This window comes from Pseudonocardia sp. P-1, assembly GCF_058111925.1.
The window spans coordinates 2,293,730-2,315,653 of the sequence record NZ_CM176614.1 but is presented as its reverse complement, the minus strand read 5'-3'; the positions used below and the strand labels follow the sequence as shown (position 1 = coordinate 2,315,653).

Sequence of the window (21,924 nt, the reverse complement as noted above, 5' to 3'; positions counted from 1 at the left end):
GACACTGCGGTCACCAGCCGCCGTAGGCGAGCCAGCCGCCGTCGACCGGGATCTGGGCCCCGGTCATGTAGGAGGCTGCGGGCGACGCGAGGAACGCGACGACCTCGGCGACCTCGGCCGGGGCCGCGAGGCGGCCCAGCGGGGTGCGGCGCTCGATGTCATCGGCCGAGAAACGCCCGCTGCTCATGGTCTGCTCGACGAACGGGGTGGCCACGTAGCCGGGGTTGACCGACAGGACGCGGACTCCGCGGTCGGCCCACTCGACGGCGAGCGACTTCGTCAGCCCGTCCAGGCCGTGCTTGGCGGTGGAGTAGCCGGTGCGGCCGGGGATCGCGGTCGCCCCCAGCACCGACGAGACGTTGATGATCGTCCCGCTGCGGGCCGGCAGCATGACCCGCGCCGCGGCCTGGGCGCAGTGGAACGGCCCGGTGAGATTGGTGGCGAGGACGGTCGCCCACTCCTCGGGGGTGATCTCCTCGGCGGCCCGGACGAGCGGGATGCCGGCGTTGTTGACCAACACGTCGAGACGGCCGTAGGCCGCGACGGCGGCGTCGACCAGGATCTGCCCGCCCTCGGGCAGGCTCACGTCCGCGGCGACGCCGACCGCCTCGTACCCGGCCGCCACGATCTCGTCGGCGGCCTCCTTCGCGCGTCCGTCGTCGCGGGAGTTGACCACGACCCGGGCGCCTCCGGCGGCCAACCGGCCGGCGATGGCCCTGCCGATGCCCGAGCTGGAGCCGGTCACGATCGCGACCAGGCCGGCGACCGAGGCTTCGGGGGGTTTCGACTGCACTGTCGTCAAGGGGGGGCCCTTCTGACCGCAGGGGTCATCGCGCGAGGAGGCGGCGCCTCCCCGGTGGGGGTTGCTCTTCTGCCCGGACGCGCGGTCTCCCCACGCCACTCGCTGTGGTCCACGTCACCGTCCAGGAACGTGTGTCAAGCTTCGGCCGGACGCCCCGCTCCGTCAATGGCGACTCCTCGGTCCTGAACATCCGGAACCCGGATGGCCCCGCGGCGCTACCGGAGATCGGTGGTCGTGTCCGGCACGGGCGTCCCGAGCAGGGTCTCGAGCAGCGCCGACGCCGCCGGGGAGCCGGCCAGGGCCGGTGCCCAGTACACGCCGACCTCGCGGTACACCCGCGGGGAGACCCCGACGACCGCCACGCCGTCGGTCCGGACGCTGTCGATCGCGAGCCGGTTGGTGAAGCCGAGCGCGAGCCCGCTGCGGACCAGGCCGACGAGGATCTGCGGCTGGTCGGACAGGAACCGGATCCGGGGTTCGATGCTCTCCCGGGTGAGCAGCCGGAAGGCCTCGGTGTCGTAGCGCAGGTCGTGCCCGGAGACGACGAGCTGCTCTCCGCGCAGATCCGCCAGCGCCGCTGTCTCCTGGTCCGCCAGGCGGTGCCCCGACGGGACGACGAGGCACATCGGCTCCCGCCACAGCAGCCTGTGGCTCAACGAGTGGGTGCTGCGTGGCGGCGGCAGGGTCGGCCGGACCGCGAGCAGGGCGGGCCCCTGGTCCAGGGCCCGGTCGATGCCGCGCACCGCCTGTTCGACCAGCTCGACGCGGATGCCGGGGAAGTCCTCGGAGAAGCGGCGGAGCACCTCGGGCACGAACGCGGCGCCGGCGCTCGGATAGGTCGCGAGCGTGACGTCGCCCCGGATCAGGCCCTGCACGGAGGCCATCGCGGCCCGCCCGGCGTCGAGTTCCTCGACCATGGCCCGTGCGTGGGTCACGAGGGCCTCCCCCGCGGCGGTGAGCCGGGCCGGCCGCTGGTCGCGGTCGAACAGCTGCGCGCCGAGCTCACGTTCCAGGGACGCGATGTGGCTGGAGATCCGCCCCTGGGACCGGTAGAGGTGCACGGCGGCCGCGGTGAACCCGCCGCGGTCGACCACTGCGAGGAACGCGTGAATCCACTCGATCTGCACGGTTGCCGATCCTCGCCCCAGCAGGGTCCTCGAGCAGCGGAACCCCCGTCACATTCGGCGCGCGTCGGACGAGTCATCCTCCGGACAGCTGTGCACACCGATCGTCGGAGGCAGAGGTGACCGGCTAGGACGTGTCTTGTAAGGGTTCTGACCTGCTGTCGGTGATCATGCTCGGGTGGTGGGTCGGGGTGAGCTGACGGACAAGGCCTGGGCGCGAATCGAGCCGTTGCTGCCCCCGGTCGCAGGGCGAGGCCGGCGGTGGCGCGATCACCGTCAGGTGATCAACGCGATCCTGTGGAAGCTGCGCACCGGCGCCCCGTGGCGCGACCTGCCCGAGCGCTACGGACCCTGGAAGACCGCGCATGATCGCCTGCGGATCTGGACCGCGGACGGCACCTGGGAACGCATCCTCGACGACGTGATCGTCAAGGATGACGCCGTCGGGAACGTGGAGTGGACCTTCAGCATCGATTCCAGCAGCGTCCGGGCTCACCAGCACTCCGCCGGTGCCCGGATAAAGGGGGCTGCACCACTGGGTGGGTCGAAGCCCTCGCCGTCGACGGAGAAGCCCTCGGACGGTCCCGTGGCGGGCTGACCAGCAAGATTCATCTCGCGGTCGATGGGCGCGGACTGCCGATGTCGGTGATCCTCACCCCGGGCCAGGCCGGGGACAACCCACAACTGCTCCCGCTGCTCGATCAGATCGTGGTCGGCCGAGACGGACCCGGCCGACCACGCACCCGGCCCGTCCGGGTGCTGGCCGACAAGGCCTACTCCCACCCCTCGACCCGCGCGGCGCTACGCCGGCGCCGCATCGCGTTCACCAGCCCCGAACGCAGCGACCAGATCCAGCGCCGACGCGCGAAGGGCTCCCGCGGCGGTCGCTCACCGGCGTTCGACCCGGCCCTCTACGCCAGTCGCAACGTGGTCGAACGCTGCTTCAACCGGCTCAAACAGTTCCGCGCCCTCGCCACCCGCTACGCGAAGCGCGTGGCCTACTACCGATCGGAGATCATCATCGCCGCGACCGTGTTGTGGCTGCGCACCGACTTACAGGACACGCCCTAGGAGCGCAGCGGGCCGGCGTCGAGCGTGACCGGCGCGCCGTGCGGGGTCGCGACGGCGGCACGCAGCCAGGCGCCGGTCCGCTCCTCGACCGAGCCGCGGTCGGCGACGCCGAGCCCGTCGAGCAGGTGCTCCAGCGCGGCGAGCCAGGCGTCCCAGTAGTCCAGGCCGGTGTCCAGCTCGCCGCCCAGGGTCTCGGCGAACTCCTGCCGGTCCAGCGTCCCGGTGTCCTGCAGGGCCACGGCCAGCGCGAACGCGCTCGCCTGCCACGGCTCGTCGAAGACCGGGCCGTCAGGCGGGCTCAAGGTAGGACTCCCAGGCGTCGACGGAGACGGTCGTGGTCGGGTCGGCGTCCGGGCCCCACAGCTCGGGGCCGGTGAACACGACGGTGTAGAGCGGCTCCGGGCACTCACCGTGGCCGTGCGCGCGGGCGTCGGGCAGCACGTGGGTCCCGCGGTGGGTCTCGACGGTCCCGCACCGGCCGCGGACGTAGCGGGGGAGCCGGGTGTGCCCGCGCGGGTGCATCACCCGGGCCCGCACGCGGTCGCCGGGGGCGAACCGGGGCGGGCCGGTGCCGTCGCGCTCGGTGGGGGCGCCGGTGGCCAGCACCCGGGCGGCGGCGTCGGCGTCCAGCGCGGCAGGGGCGTCGGCGCGCGGGCGCAGGGAACGCCCGGCGTCGAGCTCGTCGGCGCCGACCAGACCGTGGGTGACCAGCAGCTCCTCGGTCGCCGCGAGCCAGATCTCGTAGTAGGTCAGGGTCAGGTAGACCGGCGGCGGGAGCGACTCGCGGGCGTGCCGGGACTCGTCGATCGACCAGCCGCCCGGGCGGGCCGCGGCGAGGGTCAGCGCCAGCACCAGCGGCTCCCAGCCCGCGTGGAACCGGACGTCCTCCGGCTCGGGCTCCACCGGTCCGAAGCCCATCGCGCCGCCGAGGTCGTGCGCGCCGTTCACGCCGACACCAGCCGGGTACCGATCATGGCGTCGCGGGAGACGATCGCGGCGAGCTCGTCGGCGGACCAGCCGTCGGTACCGGCCGGGCGCTGCGGGACGACCAGGTAGCGCAGCTCGGAGGTGGAGTCGTGCACCCGGATGGCGACGTCGTCGTCGAGCACGGTCCCGAAGTCGGCGAGCACGCCGCGTGGGTCCAGCACCGCGCGCGACCGGTAGGCCGGCGACTTGTACCAGACCGGGGGCAGGCCCAGCACCGGCCACGGGTAGCAGGAGCACAGGGTGCAGACGACGAGGTGGTGCTCGCGCGGTGAGTTGAACACCGCGGCGAGGTGCTCGCCGCCGCGACCGGCGTAGCCGAGCTCGGCGACCGCCGCGGTCGCGTCGTCGGCGAGCCGGGCCGCGAAGTCCGGGTCGGTCCAGGACCGGGCGACGACGTGCGCGCCGTTCCGCGGGCCGACCCGGTGCTGGTAGGTCTCGATGATCTCGTCGAGTGCGGCCGGGTCGACGTAGCCCTTCTCGACCAGGATCGACTCGAGTGCCCGCACGCGGGCGTCCACCGGTCGCAGCTCACCGCTCATCGGGAGGACGCTAGCCAGGCGGGGCCGGGGCGTCGAGAGCACGACGGCCCGGCACCTCGCGGTACCGGGCCGTCGGGAGGGCGGTGGGCTCAGGCGTGCGTGAGTGCGTCCTCGAACTCCTCGGCCTTCAGCGGGGCGAGGTCGGAGACCCGCAGGAAGTCGCCCAGCGTGGTGCCGGTCGCGCCCGAGTCGACGTTGCGCGGGCCGCGGCCGGCCCGGACGTCGTCGAGGTTGATCGTGCGCAGGTCGTAGGAGAACCGGGTGACGTCGGAGGTGTTCGGCGCCGAAGCGTGCAGGTGGTTCGACGAGAACATGAACACGTCACCCGACTGCCCGGCGATCCGGATCTCGCCGCGGGACTCGAAGTCCTCCAGCGGGAGCGGGTGCGGACGGGTGTCGGTGGTCTTCTCGCCGGCGGCCGCGGTGCGGTGCTTGGCGACCCACTCGTCGTAGTCGTACTGGTTCGAGCCGTTCTTCACCGGGCGGTCGAAGTAGTCGGTGTACATGCTCATGACGTTGTCGCCGACGACGTCGAACACCGGGGTCCAGTAGTTCACGAGCTGCTGCGGGTGGCCGTACCACATGTCGCGGTGCGCCTTGTAGTTGTAGGACACACCGGCGGTGAGGAACTGGTCGGCCGGGATCACGCGCAGCCGCGGGATGTCGAAGTAGGTGCGCTCGGGGTCGACGCCGAAGTCGACGGCGAACTGCTGGCAGAGCGCCTTGGTCCGGTCGCCGTTGGTGAACTCGCGCTTGAGCGGCTCGACGCGGCGGACGAACTCGTCGACGTCCATCTCGTACTGGGCCCGCTCCGGGTCCAGCCCCTCGAAGGCCTGACCGATCAGGTCCTTGGCGTGGTCGGCGAGGGCGTTCGCGCCGCCGATCCCGCTGTAGAGGTGGAAGTCGCCCCGGAACAGGGACTCGCGGCGCGCGTCGTCGTCGATCCGGCGGTTGAGGTAGACCGTGATCACCGCTTGCTCCTCCGTGCTGGCTCGGGGGTCGGAAACCCGCCTGACGCCTGTCGACGCTAGCGCACACGATCGGGTGAGCATCTACGATGCGTCGTAGTAGTCGTGCTGTGCGACACCGTGTCCGGAAGATCCGTTTGGTGTGGCCCGCTCCGTCGTGGTTAGCTGAGCCTCACCTATGGAGGAGGCGGCGATGTCGGTCGTGACCGAGGACCGGGCGGCGGTCCGCGTGGTGGGTCTGCAGCGGCTCTCGGACGTCTTCGTCCGGGCCGAGATCGAGGGGGAGGGGCTCGCCGGTCTCGGCCTGCCGGGCGTCCCCGACGAGGCCTGCGTCTTCCACTTCCCGCTGCCCGACGGGGGCCGCGACGACCACGGTCGCTGGTACACCCTGCGCGAGGTCAGCCCCTGCCGCACCCGGGCGTCCATCGACCTGGTCTGCCACCCCGGCGGGGTCGGCGCGGGCTGGGCCCGGCGGGCCTGCGTCGGTGACGAGATCGAGGTCTCGCACTCGAACAGCTGGTTCAAGCGCCCGGCCGGCGTCGGCTGGCAGATCCTCGTCGGCGACGCGGCCGCGCTCCCGGCGCTCGCCCGGATCGTCACCGAGACCCCCGAGGGCATCGACACCGAGGTCGTCCTGGAGATCGACGAGGTCCCGGCCGACTTCCCCACGCGGGCGCGGGTCCGGCGCGAGCCCGCGAGCGAGACCGGCAGCCGGCTGGCGGAGATCGTCGCCGGGCTGGCGCTGCCGGACGGGCCCGGCTACGTCTACGTCGGCGGTGAGGCGTCCGCGACCCGTGCCGCCCGCAAGCACCTGCGCCACGAGCGCGGCCTGCCGCCCGGCGCCTACGGCGTGCTCGGCTACTGGCGTCGTGACGCCGACACCTTCCGTCGCACCTGGCAGGCCAATCAGGAGCGCTTCGAGAAGGCCTACGCCGACGCGGCCGTCGCCGCCGGGGGCGACGACGAGCGGATGCTCGACATCTACGAGGCGACCCTGGAGCGCGACGGGCTGCTCTGAGCGAGGCGTGCCGCGGGACACGGACGCCTCGGTCGGCGCCCGCGTGGGCCAGGCGTAAACTCGGAGGTCGGCACCCCGACCGGGTCGGGAGCCCTACCGCGACCCGGGCAGGGGTCTGTCCTGCCCGCGGCCGGTCCCCGTCGCCGCGCGCACCGCCAGCCCACCTCCACCGAGGAGCCAGCGCCGTCGTGGCCATCCTGTCCGGTCTGCTCACCTCCGCCCTGTCCGACGCCGGTCTGCGCGCCGCCGTCGACGCCGCCCGTGCCGCGGACACCCGCGCCGGTGAGACCCCTGCCGTGCAGGTCGAGGGCCCCTCCGCGGTGCGCCCGCTGCTCGCCGCCGGGCTCGCCGAGACCTCCACGGTGCTCGCCGTGACCGCCACCGACCGGGAGGCCGAGGACCTCGCGGCCGCGGTGTCGGACCTGCTCGGCCACGGCGAGGCGCCGGGCGCCGCCGCCGACACGGTGCACGACTGCGCGGGCGCGCCGGTCGTCGTACTGCCGAGCTGGGAGACGCTGCCGCACGAGAAGCTGTCCCCGCGCCCGGACACCGTCGCCCGCCGGCTGACGATCTTCCACCGGCTCTCCTCGGCGGAGACCGCCCCTCGGGTGGTCGTGACCGCGGCGCGCAGCCTGATCCAGCCGGTCGCGCCCGGGCTGGGCACGCTCGCCCCGGTGACGCTGGCCGTCGGCGAGGAGTACGACTTCGAGCAGCTGCTGGTGCGGCTGGTCGAGCTGGCCTACAGCCGCGCCGAGATGGTCACCACCCGCGGCGAGTTCGCCGTGCGCGGCGGCATCCTCGACATCTTCCCGCCGACCGCCGAGCACCCGGTGCGTGTCGAGTTCTGGGGCGACGAGGTCTCCGAGGTGCGGTCGTTCTCCGTCGCGGACCAGCGCTCGGTCGGCGAGGTCACGCGGATCGACGTGCCGCCGTGCCGCGAGCTGCTGCTCACCACGCCGGTGCGCGAGCGGGCCGGCGAGCTGGCCCTGGAGCAGCCCGAGACCGCGGGCCTCAACCGCAACCCGCTGCGCGAGCTGCTGGAGAAGCTGTCCGAGGGCATTCCCGGTGAGGGCATGGAGTCGCTGATCCCGGCGCTGGTCGGCGGGGAGATGCAGACGCTCACCGACCTGCTCCCGGACGGGACGCGGGTGCTGCTCGCCGACCCCGAGCGCATCCGCACCCGCTGCGCGGACCTCGTGCGCACCGGGCAGGAGTTCCTGGAGGCGTCCTGGCTGGCGTCCGGCTCCGGCGGCGAGGCCCCGATCGACGTCTCCGGGTCGGCCTACCGCGACCTGCGCGTCACGCTGGACCACGCGACGGCGACCGGCCGCCCCGTGGTCTCGCTGTCGCCGCTGCTGTCGGGCTCCGACGACGTCGTCGTGGCGGGCGTGCACGAGATCGAGCCCTACCGGGGCGACACCGACCGCGCGCTGACCGACCTGCGCGCGCACGTCGCCACCGGCGGCGCCGCGGTGCTCGTGCTGGCCGGGCAGGGCACCGCCGACCGCTCGCTGGAGCAGCTGCGCGAGGCCGAGGTCCCCGCCTCCGCCGTCCCGGTGCTCGCCGACGCCCCGGAGAAGGGGATCGTCACCGTCACCTGCGGGCGCGTGCTGAACGGGTTCACCGCGCCGGAGGTCGGGCTGGTCGTCGTCTCCGAGGCCGACCTGACCGGCAGCCGCGCCGGGCTCGACACCGCGCCGCGCAAGACCACCCCCCGCAAGCGCAACGCCGTCGACCTGGCCGTGCTGCAGCCCGGCGACTTCGTCGTCCACAACCAGCACGGCATCGGACGCTTCATCGAGATGAAGGAGCGCACCGTCCAGGGCGCCACCCGCGAGTACCTGGTGCTGGAGTACGCCAGCTCCAAGCGCGGCCAGCCCGCCGACCGGCTGTTCGTGCCGACCGACGCCCTCGACGAGATCAGCCGCTACGTGGGCGGCGAGCAGCCCGCCGTCAACAAGCTCGGCGGCGGGGACTGGGCCAAGACCAAGAGCCGCGCCCGCAAGGCGGTCAAGGACATCGCGGCCGGTCTGGTGCAGCTCTACGCGGCGCGCCAGGCCTCGCCGGGGCACGCGTTCGGCGCGGACACCCCGTGGCAGCGCGAGCTCGAGGACGCCTTCCCCTACACCGAGACCCCCGACCAGCTCTCCGCGATCGACGAGGTCAAGCGGGACATGGAGCGTCCGGTCCCGATGGACCGTGTCATCTCCGGCGACGTCGGGTTCGGCAAGACCGAGATCGCGGTGCGGGCGGCGTTCAAGGCGGTGCAGGACGGCAAGCAGGTCGCGGTCCTCGTCCCGACGACGCTGCTCGCCACCCAGCACCTGTCGACGTTCTCCGAGCGGATGCGCCAGTTCCCGGTGACCGTGCGCGGGCTGTCGCGGTTCACCGACCCGGCCGAGGCGCGCGAGACGATCGAGAAGCTCGCCGACGGGCAGGTCGACGTCGTCGTCGGGACGCACCGGCTGCTCCAGACCGGCATCCGCTACAAGGACCTCGGCCTGGTGATCGTCGACGAGGAGCAGCGCTTCGGCGTCGAGCACAAGGAGCACATCACCGCGCTCCGGGCACACGTCGACGTCCTCACCCTGTCGGCGACGCCGATCCCGCGGACGCTGGAGATGAGCCTCGCCGGCATCCGCGAGATGTCGGCGATCACGACCCCGCCCGAGGAGCGGCACCCGACCCTGACCTACGTCGGCGCCTACGACGACAAGCAGGTCGCCGCCGCCCTGCGCCGCGAGCTGCTGCGCGACGGCCAGGTGTTCTACGTGCACAACCGGGTCAGCTCGATCGACCGGGCGGCCAAGAAGATCCAGGACCTCGTCCCCGAGGCGCGGGTCGCCGTCGCGCACGGGCAGATGAACGAGGATCTGCTGGAGCGGACCGTCAGCGCGTTCTGGCACCGCGAGTTCGACGTCCTGATCTGCACCACGATCGTCGAGAACGGCCTGGACATCTCCAACGCCAACACCCTGATCGTCGAGCGCTCCGACACGCTGGGCCTGTCCCAGCTCCACCAGCTGCGCGGCCGGGTCGGGCGTGGCCGCGACCGCGGCTACGCCTACTTCCTGTTCCCGGCGGAGCACCCGCTCACCGAGACCGCGCACGACCGGCTCGCCACCATCGCCCAGCACTCCGAGCTCGGCTCCGGCGCGGCCGTCGCGATGAAGGACCTGGAGATCCGCGGCGCGGGCAACATCCTCGGTGCCGAGCAGTCCGGCCACATCGCCGGCGTCGGGTTCGACCTCTACATCCGCCTGGTCGGGGAGGCCGTCGCGGCGTTCCGCAGGCAGGCGGGCGGGGAGATCGGGGCCGAGCCGGAGGAGCTGCAGGAGGTCCGGGTCGACCTCCCGGTCGACGCGCACGTCCCGCACGAGTACGTCGACGGCGAGCGGCTGCGCCTGGAGGTCTACCGCAAGATCGCCGAGGCGCCGGACGACGCCGCGCTCACCGCGATCGTCGAGGAGCTGACCGACCGCTACGGCGAGCCGCCGACCCCGGTGCGCAACCTGCTGGAGGTCGCCCGGTTCCGCCAGCTCTGCCGCCGCCTCGGCATCCGCGAGGTCGCCTCGGCGGGCACCCAGCTGCGGATCGGTCCGATGCAGCTGCCCGACTCCGCCCAGCTGCGGCTGCGCCGGCTCTACCCCAAGGCGCAGTACAAGGCGGCCGCGCAGGTCGTCACGGTGCCCAAGCCGGTGCAGGGCAACCGGATCGGCGGCGCCGCCATGCGCGACGTCGAGCTGCTCGGCTGGTGCGCGGAGCTGCTGCTGCAGATCGTGCCGACCTCCACCCCGGTGCACAGCTCAGCCTCGTCCTGACGCGGCCCCGATGCGGCGTTGACGCCGCGTTGATGAACACCGGGTGCTGCACCGGAGAACATCGGGTGTCGGCGTCCGTGCCGTTTCCGGGACGGAACGGGACGGACGCCGGCGAACTGCTCGCCGGAGTTGTCGGGATCAATCGCGCGACGTGGGTTCCCGTTTCCTCCGGTGATCCACGGCACCCCACGCGCGTGATCCACACTGTTTTACGATCGGATCAACGGTGGATCAGAACGCCGTTTCCGTCGTGAACCCCCGTTTCCGGGAAAGAGGTGTGTCCGATGTCCGATCGCCGGCCCGTCTCCACCGAATCCGTCGAACTCTGCACTCCGTACCTGGTGCTGGACCTGGACGCCGTCCGGGAACGGTATGCCGAATTCGGACGTGCACTTCCCGGAGCGGAACTGTTCTATGCGGTCAAGGCGAATCCGGCCCCGCGGCTCGTCGCATTCCTGGTCGGTCTCGGCGCGCGATTCGACGTCGCCAGCCGGCCGGAGCTGGAACTGTGCCTCGCGGCCGGCGCGCGGCCCGCGGACATCTCCTACGGCAGCACCGTGAAGAAGGAACGCGACATCGCGTTCGCGCACCGCAGCGGGGTCCGCCGGTTCGCCGTCGACTCGGCCGCCGAGCTGGCCAAGATCGCGCGCTGCGCGCCGGGGGCGGAGGTGTTCGTCCGGGTCACCTGCACCGGCGCGGGCTCCTGTTTCCCGCTGGACCGCAAGTTCGGGTGCTCGACGGCCGCGGCCGCGTCGTTGCTCCTCGACGCCGACGCGGCCGGTCTGCGCGCCGCGGGCGTGTCGTTCCACGTCGGCTCCCAGCAGCTCGACCCGGGGACGTGGCGGGCCGGGATCGCCGACGCCGCGGAGGTGTTCCGCCGGGTCCGCGCCCGCGGGCTGCGACCCGACCTGCTCGACCTCGGCGGCGGCTTCCCCGCGCACTACGACACGCAGGTCCGCCCGCTGTCGGACTACGGCGACGCGATCCACGAGGCGGTCGCCGCGGAGTTCGGCGACGACCGGCCGGAGTTGATGATCGAACCGGGCCGGGGCCTCGTCGCCGACGCGGGGACGCTCCACAGCGAGGTCGTGCTCGTGTCCGACCGGGACGGTGACGCCGGTCCGCGCTGGGTCTACCTCGACGTCGGCCGCTTCGGCGGGCTCGCCGAGACCGAGAGCGAGCTGGTCCGCTACCCGATCCGCACCGCGCACGACGACGGCCCCCGCTCCCCGGTCGTCCTGGCCGGGCCGACCTGCGACAGCGCCGACTTGCTCTACCGCAGGCACCCCTACCTGCTCCCCGACGACCTGTGCGCCGGTGACGTGGTCCGGCTGCTGCACACCGGCGCCTACACCGCCAGCTACTCCTCGGTGGGCTTCAACGGCTTCGCCCCGCTGCGCTGCGTCTGCACCGGCGACCCCGCCGCGGGCGGGCCCGGATCGTCGGTGCGTGCGGCTAACGTCGCCGTGTGAGCTTCCTGCGCCATCCCCATCTGTCGGGTGACACGGTCGTCCTGGTCGCGGAGGACGACCTGTGGACGGCTCCGGTCGAGGGCGGGCGGGCCCACCGCCTGACCGCGGACGGGGTGCCCGTCACCGCACCGCGCTTCTCGCCCGACGGCGGGTCCGTCGCGTTCGCGTCCCGGCGCGACGGCGCACCCGAGGTGTACCGGGTCGACGCCGAGGGGGGCACGCCCACCCGGCTGACCTGGTGGGGCGAGGCGCCGACCCGCGCCGCGGGCTGGACCCCCGACGGCGCGGTGGTCGCGCTGTCCGCGCACGGCGACGCGACCTCCCGGCTGTGGGCGTACGCGGTCCCGGCGACCGGCGGGGCACCGCGGCTGCTGCCGTACGGCACGCTCACCGCGCTCGCCCACCAGCCCGGCGGACCCGCCGTGCTCACCCAGGTCGAGGGCGGGCGCGACGCGGCCCACTGGAAGCGCTACCGCGGTGGGCGCGCCGGCCGGCTGTGGCTCGACACCGCCGGGACGGGCGAGTTCACCCGGGTCCTCGCCGCTCTGGCCGGGCAGCTGGAGTGCCCCATGATCGTCGACGACGGGTCGGGCCCGCGGCTGGCGTTCGTCTCCGACCACGAGGGCTGGGGGAATGTCTACTCCGTCCCGCTCGCCGACCCCGGCACCGACCTGCGCCGGCACACCGACCACGGCTCCGGCGGCGGCACCGACTTCTACGCCCGGCACGCCAGCACCGACGGGCGCCGGGTGGTCTACGAGTCGGCCGGGGAGATCTTCCTGCTGGACGACCTGTCCGCCGCCTCGCAGCCGCGCCGGATCGACGTCCGGCCCGGCGGGCCGCGGCGCGCCCGCGAGCCGTTCCGCGCGTCGCTGCCCGCCGACCTCGGCCCGGTCCGGCCCGACCGCACCGGCCGCACGAGCATCGTGTCGGTGCGCGGGACCGTGCACCGGCTCACCCACCGCGACGGTCCCGCCCGCGCGCTGCTCGCCGAGCCCGGTGTGCGGGCCCGGCTCGCGCACCCGCTCGGTACGCACCGCGCCGTGTGGGTGGACGACGCGACCGGTGAGGACGCCGTGGTCGTGGCCCCGCTCGACCCGCACCTCCCGGACGCCCCGGAGCGGGCGCGGTACGCCGCGGGCGGCATCGGACGGGTCCTGGAGCTGGCCCCGGCACCCGACGGGTCCGCCGTCGCGCTCACCACGCACGACGGCAGGCTGCTGGTGCTGCACACCGGCGCCGATCCCGCACCGGACCCGGCGCCCGGCCCCGACGACCGGCACGACGACGGCGTGGTCGACGAGGCCGTCCCGGCCCGGGCGGTGGGGGAGCTGCGCGAGCTGCACCGCGGCACCGCGGGCGAGCCCTCCGACGTGTCCTGGTCACCGGACTCGGCCTGGCTGGCCTGGTGCGACCCGGCCCCCGAGGGGCTGTCGCGGATCGTGCTCACCCGGGTCGCCGACGGCGAGCACGCCGAGGTGACCCCGGCCCGCTTCCACGACAGCGACCCGGTCTTCACCGCTGACGGCAGGCACCTGGCGTTCCTGTCCCGGCGGGTGTTCGACCCCAGCTACGACGAGCACTCCTTCGACCTGACCTTCGGCACCGGCTGGAAGCCGTTCCTGGTGCCGCTGGCCGCGCGGACGCCGTCGCCGTTCGGGGCGGGGCCGGACGGCCGCCCGGTGGACCCGGCCGACGAAGGCCCGGACGACCCGCCCGCGACCCCGCCGACGCCCCGGCCCCGCCGGAGCCCGGCGACGAGCCCGAGCCGTCCGGTGACGGAGCCGCCGACGGTGCGGGCCGCGCGGTGGCCGCGGCGACCGGGGCCGGGACGCAGGCCCGGAGCGGGGCGCGCGGCGGCCGTCGCCGGTCCGGACGCGACGCCGACGAGGTACCACCGGAGGTCGTCGTCGACGTCGAGGGGCTGGCCGACCGGGTCGTCGGCGTGCCGGTCGAGGCCGCCCGCTACACCCGGCTCTCCGCGGTCCGGGGCGGCCTGGTGTGGCTGCGGCTGCCCGGCGGCACCGGTGTGCTCGGCGACAGCCTCCCCGACGACGACGCCGAGCCCGACCGCGCCGTGCTGGAGCGGTTCGACCTGGCCCGGCGCACGGTCACCGTGGTCGCCGATCCGGCGTCGTCGTTCACGGTGAGCGGCGACGGCACCCGGCTCGTCGTCCGCGACCGGGGCACGGTGCGGCTGCTGCGCGCCGACCGGGGCGGCTCCGCGGCACCCGAGGACGACGCGGGCGGCGACGAGTTCACGATCGACACCCGCCGGCTCGTGGTCACCGTCGACCCGGTCGCCCAGTGGCGGCAGATGTTCGACGAGACCGCCCGCCTCATGCGCGACCACTTCTGGGTCGAGGACATGGCCGGGGTCGACTGGGCCGCCGAGACCGCCCGGTACCGGCCGCTGGTCGACCGGGCCGGGAGCCACGACGACCTGCTCGACGTGCTGTGGGAGCTGCACGGCGAGCTGGGTACCTCGCACGCCTACGTCCTGGGCGGCGGCGCCGGCGGCGACCCGACCGGGCGCCCCGGCCTGCTCGGGGCCGACCTGGAACCCGACCCGGCAGGCGGACCGGGGTGGCGGGTCCGGCGCGTCCTGCCGCCGGAGACCTCCGCGCCCGCCGCGCGCAGCCCGCTGTCCGGGCCGGGCGTCGACGTGCGGGCCGGGGACGTGCTGCTGGAGGTGAACGGGCGCCCGCTGGACCCGCACTGGGGGGTCGCGCCACTGCTCGTCGCGACGGCCGGGAGCACCGTGGAGCTCACCGTGCGCTCCGGTCCCGACCGGCCCGACGCGGGCACCGTCCGCCGCGTCGCGGTGCGCCCGCTGCACTCCGAGGACGAGCTGCGCTACCAGGACCGGGTGGCCCGGCTGCGCGCCGAGGTCGCCGGGCGTTCCGGCGGGCGGCTGGGCTACCTGCACGTGCCGGACATGATGGGCTACGGCTGGGCCCAGCTGCACCGCGACCTCGCCCGCGAGACCGCGAAGGACGGCCTGCTGCTCGACGTGCGCGGCAACCGCGGCGGCCACACCTCGCAGCTGGTGGTGGAGAAGCTCGCCCGCCGCGTCATCGGGTGGGACCTGCCCCGGCACGGCGCACCCGCCACCTACCCCGAGCAGGCGCCGCGCGGGCCGGTGGTGACCCTGGCCGACGAGCGCTCGGGCTCCGACGGCGACATCGTCACCGCCGCCATCAAGCGGCTCGGGGTCGGCCCGGTCGTCGGGACCCGCACCTGGGGCGGGGTGATCGGCATCGACAGCCGCTACCGGCTCGTCGACGGCACCCTGGTGACCCAGCCCCGCTACGCCACCTGGTTCGACGACGTCGGCTGGACGATGGAGAACCACGGCGTCGACCCCGACGTGGAGGTGGTGGTGACCCCGCAGGACCGGGCGGCGGGACGGGACCCGCAGCTGGACCGGGCGATCGCGATCGCCCTGGCCCGGCTCGACGAGCACCCGCCCGCGCGGCCGCCGGACCTCGCGGGGCGGCCGTCGGCGGCCCGGCCCGCGCTACCGGGTCGGCCGGGCGGGGGAGATCGGCACCACATCGCGTGAGAGGCTGACCGCCGTGCGCACTCGCAGGATCACCGCCGCCCTGCTGATCGTCGGGGCCGTCGCTGTCACCGGGGCCGGCTGCGGCACCGGACCGAGCCGGGTCGACTCAGCCGCGATCGTCGGCGAGACGTCGATCCCGCTCGCCACCGTGCAGCCCGCGATCACCTCGGTGCTCACCCGGCCCGGGCTGGTCGACGGTCTCAAGGCCCAGGGCGGGTCCGAGGCCGACATCGGGCGGGCCGTGGTGTCCCAGCTGGTGATCCGCGACCTGATCGGCCTGGCCGCCCCGGAGCAGGGCGTCACCGTGTCCGACCAGCAGGTCGCCGCGGCGATCGCCCGGCAGGGCGGCGAGCAGGCGGTGCAGGAGTCGTCGCTGGCGGTCGGCGGTGCGCAGGCCGCCACCCGGGACGAGCTGACCCTGTCCGAGCTCGCCCGCCGCGAGCTGCCGCGGCTGTCGGTGACCGCGGACGTCGCGGTCGCCCAGGACCGGGCACAGGCCACCACGCTGGCCCGTGAGGTCGCCGCCGGCGGGCAGCGGGCCGAGACGGCGCTGGCCGGTGCCGGCACCACCCAGCGCGGGCTCGCGATCCGCCCGGCCGAGACCCCGCAGGCCGCGCTCACCCCGCTGATCGGGATCCCGGCCGGCTGGGTCGCGGCGTTCCCGCTGGGTAGCGGCCAGGGCTGGGTCGTGGTGCGGGTGACCGAGCGCGACCTCGGCGCCCCCGCCCCGGGCGACGCGGTCGGCCAGCTGGACCAGCGGTCGCTGTCCGAGGCCGGCATCCGCATGCTCACCCCCACCGCGCTGCGCACCGGGGTGCAGCTCAACCCCCGCTACGGCGAGTGGGACCCGATCCAGATGCTCGCCGTACCGACCGCCGAGGACGCCTCCGTGGTGTTCCCGGTCGCCGCGGGCAACCCGACCCCGCCCGCTCCCTGATGGCCGCCACGGTCGTCGTCTGCCCCCGGCGCGGGGCCGCGCTCCCGGCCGCGGCGCTGCCGCTGCTGCGCTCCGCGACCGACGTGCTCGCCGTGCCCGGTCTCGACGCCGGCGCCGCCGCCGGTGCCGCCGACTGGACCGGCACCGACCCCGCCGGGCTCGCCGACGGCACGGTGCTGCTGGTCCCGGCGGGCCACCCCGCCGCCGCGCACCCCGGTGCGGTGCCGCCGCCCACCGGGCACGCGGTGCTCGACGCCGTCGCGGTGATGGATCGGCTGCGCTCGCCCGGCGGCTGCCCGTGGGACGCCGAGCAGACCCACACCTCGCTGCTGCGCTACCTCGTCGAGGAGTGCTACGAGCTCTACCAGTCCATCGAGGACGGTGACCGCACCGAGCTGCGCGAGGAGCTCGGCGACGTCCTGCTGCAGGTGCTGTTCCACGCCCGCGTCGCCACCGAGCACGACGGCGCCCCGTTCGGGATCGACGAGGTCGCGACCGGGCTGGTCGACAAGCTCGTCGGCCGCCACCCGCACGTGTTCGCCGCGGGGGAGCAGGTCGCCACGGCCGCCGACCAGGACCGCCGCTGGGACGAGCTCAAGCGCGCCGAGAAGCAGCGCGAGTCCAGTGTCGACGGCATCGCGACGGTTCAGCCGGCCGTCGCGCTCGCCGCGAAGCTGACCTCCCGCACGGCGAAGGCGGGGCTGCCCGCGGACCTGCTGCCCGCCGACGACGGTGCCGGTGCGGCGCTGTTCCGGCTGGCCGCGGCCGCACAGCTCGGCGGTGCCGACCCGGAGGCCGCGCTCCGCACGGCCGCCCGGGAGTTCGAGGCGCGGGTGCGGTCGGCGGAGAAGGCCGCCGCCGCCGACGGGCTCGACCCGCACGCGCTGACCGCCGAGGACTGGCGCCGCTACTGGGACGGTCCCTGACCCCCACCCCGATCGGGTGATACCCGCCGGTAACGTGTGAGCGTGCGCACCCAGTCGCTGCTCGCGGCCATCGGCGGCATCCTGGCCCTGATCGTGCTCGTCTCGCTGGCGACCGGCCCGGACTTCGGGCCGTCGCTGCCCCGGACCCCGGTCGACAGGCAGTCCGCCCCGCCTGCGTCCGCGCCGCTGCCGGCGGGCACCGACGTCGTCGCGTGGGCCCGGGCGACCGCGGCCGAGGCCGAGATCCCGAGCGGACCCTGCAGGCCTACGCGAACGCCGAGCTGCGCCAGCGCGAGCGCACCCCGGACTGCCGGCTGAGCTGGGCGACGCTGGCCGGGGTCGGGCGGATCGAGTCCCGGCACGCGACCTTCCGCGGCGCCGAGCCCGGCCCGCACGGCCGCGTCGACCCGCCGATCATCGGCATCCCGCTCGACGGCACCGGCGGCACCCGCCGGGTGGCCGACACCGACGGCGGCCGCCTCGACGGCGACCCGGTGCTGGACCGCGCGGTCGGGCCGATGCAGTTCCTGCCCGGGACCTGGGCGCGCTACGGCGCGGACGGCAACGGTGACGGCGTCGCCGACCCGCAGCAGGTCGACGACGCCGCGCTCGCCGCGGCCGGGTACCTGTGCGCGAACGGGCGCGACGTCGCCGACGCCGACGACTGGTGGCGAGGGGTGCTCGCCTACAACGCCTCGGGCGACTACGCCCGCGACGTGTGGGCCGCCGCCGCGGACTACGCGCAGCGCACCACCGCCCCCGCGCCGCCGGCCCCCTGACCCGGCCCGCCCCCTGGCCCGGCCCGCACCCCGGCGGGCGCGGCCGTGCCGGGACGCGGCGTGCGGGTCAGGCGAGGAGCGCGCGTCCCCAGTGGTCGTCGCCCTCGGCGAGGCCGGGCGGGACCGCGAACACCGCCGAGCCGTTGTGCTCCAGGTACTCGCTGAGCGCATCGGACCGGGCCAGCCTGCGCTGCATCGGCACGTACTGCGTGAGCGGGTCGCGCACGAACGCGACGAAGAACAGCCCGGCGTCGAGGTGGCCGCGGCCGTCGGTGCCGTCGACGAAGTTGTAGCCGCGCCGCAGCAGCCGCGCGCCACCGTTCGCCTCGGCGGAGGCGAGCCGGATGTGGCTGTCGTCCGGGATGACCGGCCCCGACGGACCGGAGGCGGCCAGGTCGGCGAGGTCGAACTCGGCCGTGCCGGTCAACGGGGCGCCCTCACCCTTGTCCCGGCCGATGATCTGCTCCTGCTCGTCGAGCCCGGAGCGGTCCCAGGTCTCGATGTGCATCCGGATCCGGCGGGCAACCAGGTAGGACCCGCCGCGCAGCCAGTCCGGTCCCTCGTCGCCGACCCACACGTGCTGCGCGAGCAGATCGGGCTCCTCGGCCTTGAGGTTGTTCGTGCCGTCCTTGAACCCGAACAGGTTGCGCGGGGTCGCCTGCCCGGTCGAGGTCGACGACGTCCGCCCGAAGCCCAGCTGCGACCAGCGCACCTCGGTGACGCCGAAGCCGTCGCGGACCAGGTTGCGGACCGCGTGCACGGCCACCTGCGGATCGTCGGCGCAGGCCTGGATGCACAGGTCCCCGCCGGAGCGGGCCGGGTCGAGCCGGTCGCCCTGGAACCGGGGGAGCCCGGCGAGCTGGGGCGGGCGGCGGTCGGGGATCCCGAGCTTGTCGAAGAACCCCGGGCCCACGCCGAAGGTCAGCGTCAGCGACGCGGCCGGGAGCCCGAGCGCCTCGCCGGTGTCGGCCGGGGCGGCGTAGCGGTTGGCCGGGATCGCGCCGCCCTCGGCGGTCTCCCGGCCGCTCGTCATGCGCTCGGCCGCGGCGGTCCAGCGGCGCAGCAGGTCGGCGACGGCGGCGCGGTCGGTCGAGGTGAGGTCGAGCGCGACGAAGTGCAGCCGGTCCTGGGCCGGGGTGACGATCCCGGCCTGGTGCTCGCCGCGGAAGGCGACGACGCCGTCGGCGGCGGGTGCGCCGGACAGCCCGTAGCCCGCGGCCGCGCCCGCCCCGGCCAGCGCCGCTCCGGCGCCGGCCAGGCCGAACAACCGTCGCCGCGACAGGTGCCACGGGCTCATGCCGTCACGGTGCCCGCGACCTTGCTGACCGGCTCGGACAGCGCGTCGACGGCCGCGGTCATCGCGCGGGTGTCCTCCGGGGTCAGCTGGGTGTAGAGCCGATAGCCGTCGCCGACCCGGTAGCCCTGCAGCAGCGTCTCGACGGCCTCGAACCGCTGGTCGAGCACCGGGCCGAGCGCGGGGTCGTTGGCGTCGATCGTCGGGCGGAGTGCGGCGACCGCGGCGCGGGAGCCCTCGACGTTCGCGGCGAAGTCCCACAGGTCGGTGTGGGAGTAGCGGTCCTCCTCGCCGGTGATCTTGCCGGTGGCGACCTCGTCGAGGAGCTCCTTCGCGCCGTTCGCGAGCTGGACCGGGGTCAGCTCGACGGTCCGGGTGCGCGCGGCCAGGTCGGTGATGTCGGCGGTGAGCCGGTCGGCGATCGCGGCCGAGTCGGGCTGCAGGCCGGTGACCCACAGGTCCTTCTCCAGCCGGTGGTACCCGGTGAACCCGACGCCCGGGTCACGCTCGTCGTCCTCCCGGCCGTCGATCCTCGGGTCGATGTCGCCGAAGGACTCGGCGACGGGCTCGATGCGCTCCCAGTAGGTGCGCGCGACCGGGAACAGCGCCTTGGCCTTCTCGACCTCGCCGGCCTTGACCGCGTCGGCGAACTCCTGGGTCTTCGGGACGAGCGCGCCGACCTGGGAGTCGACGTAGCGCTTGTAGCCGGCGGTGGCCGCGGCCAGCTGGGCGTTCGCGTCGGTGGCACGCTGCGCCGAGCCGGTCACGGTGAACGGGGCGCGGATGCCGTCGCCGGACATGCCGGGCTTGCAGGCGGTGGTGTAGGTGCCGCCGTCGGGGACCTCGACGATCAGGTCGCGGGACAGCCCCGGGCCGATGTTCTCGACCTCGCCCATGATCCGGTCACCGGTGGCGTAGAGGTAGAACTCGGTGACCTTGCTGCCGGCGTTGGTGATCCGGAAGGTGACGGTGCCGGCCGGGGCCTGCGCGGTCGAGATCTCGCAGGCGGTGTCGGTGGCGTTCACGGTGATCGGGCCGCCGTCGCCCGCTCCCTGCGCCGTGGGGGCGGTCGAGGTGCAGCCGGCCAGCAGCGCGCCGGCGACGGTGAGCGACGCCAGGCCGGCGGCCGTGCGCGTGACGGGGGACATCGTGCGTTCTCCTAGAGGGGTCGACACCGTGGACGGTGCGGGGTTCAGGCGTCGGTGGTGGCGGGGGCGCGCCGGCGGGCGGGGCGCAGGAACAGCGCCAGGACCACCACGACGTAGAGCGACCAGACGACGGCCTCGAGCACGGTCGTCCGCGGTGAGAAGTTGAAGATCCCCTTGAGGAGCGTGCCGTACCAGGAGTCGGCGGGGATCACGTCGCTGACGTCGAAGGCCAACGTGGTCAGCCCCGGCAGGATCCCGGCCTCCTGCAGGTCGTGCACGCCGTAGGCGAGGATCCCGGCGGCGACGAAGATCAGCAGGAAGCCGGTGACGGTGAAGAACCGGCCCAGGTCGATCTTCAGCGCGCCACGGTAGATCGCGTACGCCAGCGCGACGGCGATCGCGATGCCGATCAGGAACCCGACCAGCGGCCCGGCCGTCTCGCCCGCGGCCTGCGCGGCGGCGAAGAAGAAGATCGCGGTCTCCAGGCCCTCGCGGCCGACGGCGAGTGCCGCCATCACGACGACGGCCCACGGCCCCATCGACACGGCCCGGTCCAGGGCGCCCTCCAGCTCCCGGGACAGGGTCCGGCCGTGCGAGCGCATCCAGAAGATCATCCAGGTGACGAAGCCGACCGCGATGATCGAGAGCGAGCCGCCGAGCGCCTCCTGGGCCTCAAAGGTCAGTGCCTGCTGGGTCAGGGTCAGCCCGAGCGTGACGCCGACGCTGACGGCGACGGCGAGCGCGACGCCCGCCCACACCCTGGGCAGCTCGGAGCGACGCCCGGTGCGGACCAGGAACGCGACCAGGATCGCCACGACCAGTGCGGCCTCGAGCCCTTCGCGCAGCCCGATGAGCGCGTTCCCCAGCATGCGACCTCCTGCAGCGTGACCACGACGAGCAGTCACCAGGTGAGGGTGTGCTGCCAGGCGGGAAGGCTAACCTCACCCGATCGAGCGGGGAAGTGTCGCGCGGCATTCGCCCCGGAAGATCCGTTTTCGCGCGTCAGGGACGGTCGGGTGCGAGCGCGATGCGGGCCCGCACCTCGCCCAGTGCCTCCTGGTACTCCGGGCGCGGATCCATCGCCGAGGCGATCTTCAGCTGCGTCTCGGCCTCGCCGAGCCTGCCCTGGCGCTGCAGCGTCTTGCCGAGTGCGAAGCGCGCGTAGTGGTCGGCCGGGTCCATCTCGACGACCCGGACGAACGCCGCCTCGGCCTTCCGCAGCTGTGCCGAGTCGAGGTAGGCGCGGCCGGCGAGCAGGTGCACCGAGGCGTCGCCGGGTTCGTCCGGACCGTGGGCGTCGAGGACCGGGCGGAGCGCGTCGAGCGCCTCGAGCGGGCGGTGCCGCGAGAGCAGCCGGTCGGCACGGCGGAACGCCGCGACCGGGTCCTGGTGGTTCGCACGGGGACTGCTCATGGTCACCCTTACGTTAGGTGCGATCCGGGCGGGATGCGAGGTCTTGACAGACCGCCGGTG

General features: G+C 74.5%; 20 protein-coding genes. 10 read left to right on the top strand and 10 right to left on the bottom strand.

All coding sequences use genetic code 11. The annotated features are described in order from the left end of the window. Nucleotides 1-10 precede the first annotated feature (10 nt). Together AC0GKK_RS11165 and AC0GKK_RS11160 are read right to left on the bottom strand one after the other, a co-directional pair. Nucleotides 11-793 carry an SDR family NAD(P)-dependent oxidoreductase gene (locus AC0GKK_RS11165; protein ID WP_482638675.1) on the bottom strand — a complete coding sequence of 261 codons (783 nt, stop codon included), beginning with the start codon at nt 791-793 and terminating at the stop codon, nt 11-13. A 224-nt stretch (nt 794-1,017) separates the two neighbouring features. Then, on the bottom strand, nt 1,018-1,929 hold the full coding sequence (locus AC0GKK_RS11160) for a LysR family transcriptional regulator (protein ID WP_346105171.1): 912 nt from the start codon (nt 1,927-1,929) through the stop codon (nt 1,018-1,020). Nucleotides 1,930-2,107: 178 nt separating this feature from the next. Here AC0GKK_RS11160 and AC0GKK_RS11155 point away from each other — a divergent pair. After that, a protein-coding gene (locus tag AC0GKK_RS11155) for an IS5 family transposase (protein WP_489884011.1) occupies nt 2,108-2,997 on the top strand; the annotation gives its coding sequence in 2 pieces (ribosomal slippage) (nt 2,108-2,480 and nt 2,480-2,997; 891 coding nt in all). On the opposite strand, the gene AC0GKK_RS11150 is transcribed toward AC0GKK_RS11155, so the two are convergent. The 4 genes from AC0GKK_RS11150 to AC0GKK_RS11135 form a co-directional block, all read right to left on the bottom strand. Then, complete coding sequence (locus AC0GKK_RS11150; RefSeq protein WP_476653839.1) at nt 2,994-3,299, bottom strand: nitrile hydratase accessory protein; 306 nt, start codon at nt 3,297-3,299, stop codon at nt 2,994-2,996. The genes AC0GKK_RS11155 and AC0GKK_RS11150 overlap by 4 nt on opposite strands. Further along, on the bottom strand, nt 3,286-3,945 hold the full coding sequence (gene nthB / locus AC0GKK_RS11145; protein WP_476653840.1) for a nitrile hydratase subunit beta: 660 nt from the start codon (nt 3,943-3,945) through the stop codon (nt 3,286-3,288). Before nthB ends, AC0GKK_RS11150 begins: the two co-directional genes overlap by 14 nt. After that, nucleotides 3,942-4,523 carry a nitrile hydratase subunit alpha gene (nthA, locus tag AC0GKK_RS11140; protein WP_476653841.1) on the bottom strand — a complete coding sequence of 194 codons (582 nt, stop codon included), beginning with the start codon at nt 4,521-4,523 and terminating at the stop codon, nt 3,942-3,944. The genes nthB and nthA overlap by 4 nt, the downstream gene beginning before the upstream one ends. 89 nt (nt 4,524-4,612) lie before the next feature. Next, entirely contained in the window at nt 4,613-5,494 is an 882-nt protein-coding gene (locus tag AC0GKK_RS11135) for a phytanoyl-CoA dioxygenase family protein (protein WP_062400283.1), read from the bottom strand. A 190-nt stretch (nt 5,495-5,684) separates the two neighbouring features. Between AC0GKK_RS11135 and AC0GKK_RS11130 the strand changes: the two genes are divergently transcribed. The 9 genes from AC0GKK_RS11130 (at nt 5,685) to AC0GKK_RS11090 (ending at nt 18,009) form a co-directional block, all read left to right on the top strand. Beyond that, entirely contained in the window at nt 5,685-6,509 is an 825-nt protein-coding gene (locus AC0GKK_RS11130; protein ID WP_405419357.1) for a siderophore-interacting protein, read from the top strand. A gap of 197 nt (nt 6,510-6,706) precedes the next feature. Continuing rightward, nucleotides 6,707-10,330 carry a transcription-repair coupling factor gene (mfd, locus tag AC0GKK_RS11125; protein WP_489884010.1) on the top strand — a complete coding sequence of 1,208 codons (3,624 nt, stop codon included), beginning with the start codon at nt 6,707-6,709 and terminating at the stop codon, nt 10,328-10,330. Nucleotides 10,331-10,614: 284 nt separating this feature from the next. Next, entirely contained in the window at nt 10,615-11,802 is a 1,188-nt protein-coding gene (locus tag AC0GKK_RS11120; protein WP_489883753.1) for a type III PLP-dependent enzyme, read from the top strand. Further along, nucleotides 11,799-13,952 (top strand): S41 family peptidase, encoded by a 2,154-nt coding sequence (locus tag AC0GKK_RS11115; RefSeq protein WP_489883752.1) that lies wholly within the window; start codon nt 11,799-11,801, stop codon nt 13,950-13,952. Before AC0GKK_RS11120 ends, AC0GKK_RS11115 begins: the two co-directional genes overlap by 4 nt. 167 nt (nt 13,953-14,119) lie before the next feature. Beyond that, entirely contained in the window at nt 14,120-15,367 is a 1,248-nt protein-coding gene (locus AC0GKK_RS11110; RefSeq protein ID WP_489884009.1) for a S41 family peptidase, read from the top strand. Between the two features lie 13 nt (nt 15,368-15,380). Next, complete coding sequence (locus AC0GKK_RS11105; protein WP_476653845.1) at nt 15,381-16,304, top strand: SurA N-terminal domain-containing protein; 924 nt, start codon at nt 15,381-15,383, stop codon at nt 16,302-16,304. After that, nucleotides 16,304-17,230: a nucleoside triphosphate pyrophosphohydrolase gene (locus AC0GKK_RS11100; protein WP_062400292.1), complete on the top strand. Its 927-nt coding sequence runs from the start codon at nt 16,304-16,306 to the stop codon at nt 17,228-17,230. Before AC0GKK_RS11105 ends, AC0GKK_RS11100 begins: the two co-directional genes overlap by 1 nt. A gap of 42 nt (nt 17,231-17,272) precedes the next feature. Beyond that, nucleotides 17,273-17,548: a hypothetical protein gene (locus tag AC0GKK_RS11095; protein WP_489883751.1), complete on the top strand. Its 276-nt coding sequence runs from the start codon at nt 17,273-17,275 to the stop codon at nt 17,546-17,548. Beyond that, entirely contained in the window at nt 17,443-18,009 is a 567-nt protein-coding gene (locus tag AC0GKK_RS11090) for a lytic transglycosylase domain-containing protein (RefSeq protein WP_489883750.1), read from the top strand. The genes AC0GKK_RS11095 and AC0GKK_RS11090 overlap by 106 nt, the downstream gene beginning before the upstream one ends. A gap of 67 nt (nt 18,010-18,076) precedes the next feature. Here the strand turns inward: AC0GKK_RS11090 and efeB are convergent, their stop codons facing one another. The 4 genes from efeB to AC0GKK_RS11070 form a co-directional block, all read right to left on the bottom strand. Then, a complete protein-coding gene (gene efeB / locus AC0GKK_RS11085; protein ID WP_489883749.1) occupies nt 18,077-19,306 on the bottom strand; it encodes an iron uptake transporter deferrochelatase/peroxidase subunit in 1,230 nt (409 codons plus the stop codon). Next, nucleotides 19,303-20,451 carry an iron uptake system protein EfeO gene (gene efeO / locus AC0GKK_RS11080; protein ID WP_405419338.1) on the bottom strand — a complete coding sequence of 383 codons (1,149 nt, stop codon included), beginning with the start codon at nt 20,449-20,451 and terminating at the stop codon, nt 19,303-19,305. The genes efeB and efeO overlap by 4 nt, the downstream gene beginning before the upstream one ends. A 44-nt stretch (nt 20,452-20,495) precedes the next feature. Continuing rightward, nucleotides 20,496-21,320, bottom strand: coding sequence for an iron uptake transporter permease EfeU (efeU, locus tag AC0GKK_RS11075; protein WP_489883748.1), 825 nt, complete (start codon nt 21,318-21,320; stop codon nt 20,496-20,498). Between the two features lie 133 nt (nt 21,321-21,453). Beyond that, nucleotides 21,454-21,864 (bottom strand): tetratricopeptide repeat protein, encoded by a 411-nt coding sequence (locus tag AC0GKK_RS11070; protein ID WP_043279643.1) that lies wholly within the window; start codon nt 21,862-21,864, stop codon nt 21,454-21,456. Nucleotides 21,865-21,924 lie beyond the last annotated feature (60 nt).

Coding starts and splice junctions, on each gene's coding strand:
- efeB (WP_489883749.1), bottom strand. CDS start 19,306: ATGAGCCCGTGGCACCTGTCGCGGCGACGGTTGTTCGGCCTGGCCGGC.
- AC0GKK_RS11100 (WP_062400292.1), top strand. CDS start 16,304: ATGGCCGCCACGGTCGTCGTCTGCCCCCGGCGCGGGGCCGCGCTCCCG.
- AC0GKK_RS11110 (WP_489884009.1), top strand. CDS start 14,120: ATGTTCGACGAGACCGCCCGCCTCATGCGCGACCACTTCTGGGTCGAG.
- AC0GKK_RS11120 (WP_489883753.1), top strand. CDS start 10,615: ATGTCCGATCGCCGGCCCGTCTCCACCGAATCCGTCGAACTCTGCACT.
- AC0GKK_RS11070 (WP_043279643.1), bottom strand. CDS start 21,864: ATGAGCAGTCCCCGTGCGAACCACCAGGACCCGGTCGCGGCGTTCCGC.
- AC0GKK_RS11130 (WP_405419357.1), top strand. CDS start 5,685: ATGTCGGTCGTGACCGAGGACCGGGCGGCGGTCCGCGTGGTGGGTCTG.
- efeO (WP_405419338.1), bottom strand. CDS start 20,451: ATGTCCCCCGTCACGCGCACGGCCGCCGGCCTGGCGTCGCTCACCGTC.
- efeU (WP_489883748.1), bottom strand. CDS start 21,320: ATGCTGGGGAACGCGCTCATCGGGCTGCGCGAAGGGCTCGAGGCCGCA.
- nthA (WP_476653841.1), bottom strand. CDS start 4,523: ATGAGCGGTGAGCTGCGACCGGTGGACGCCCGCGTGCGGGCACTCGAG.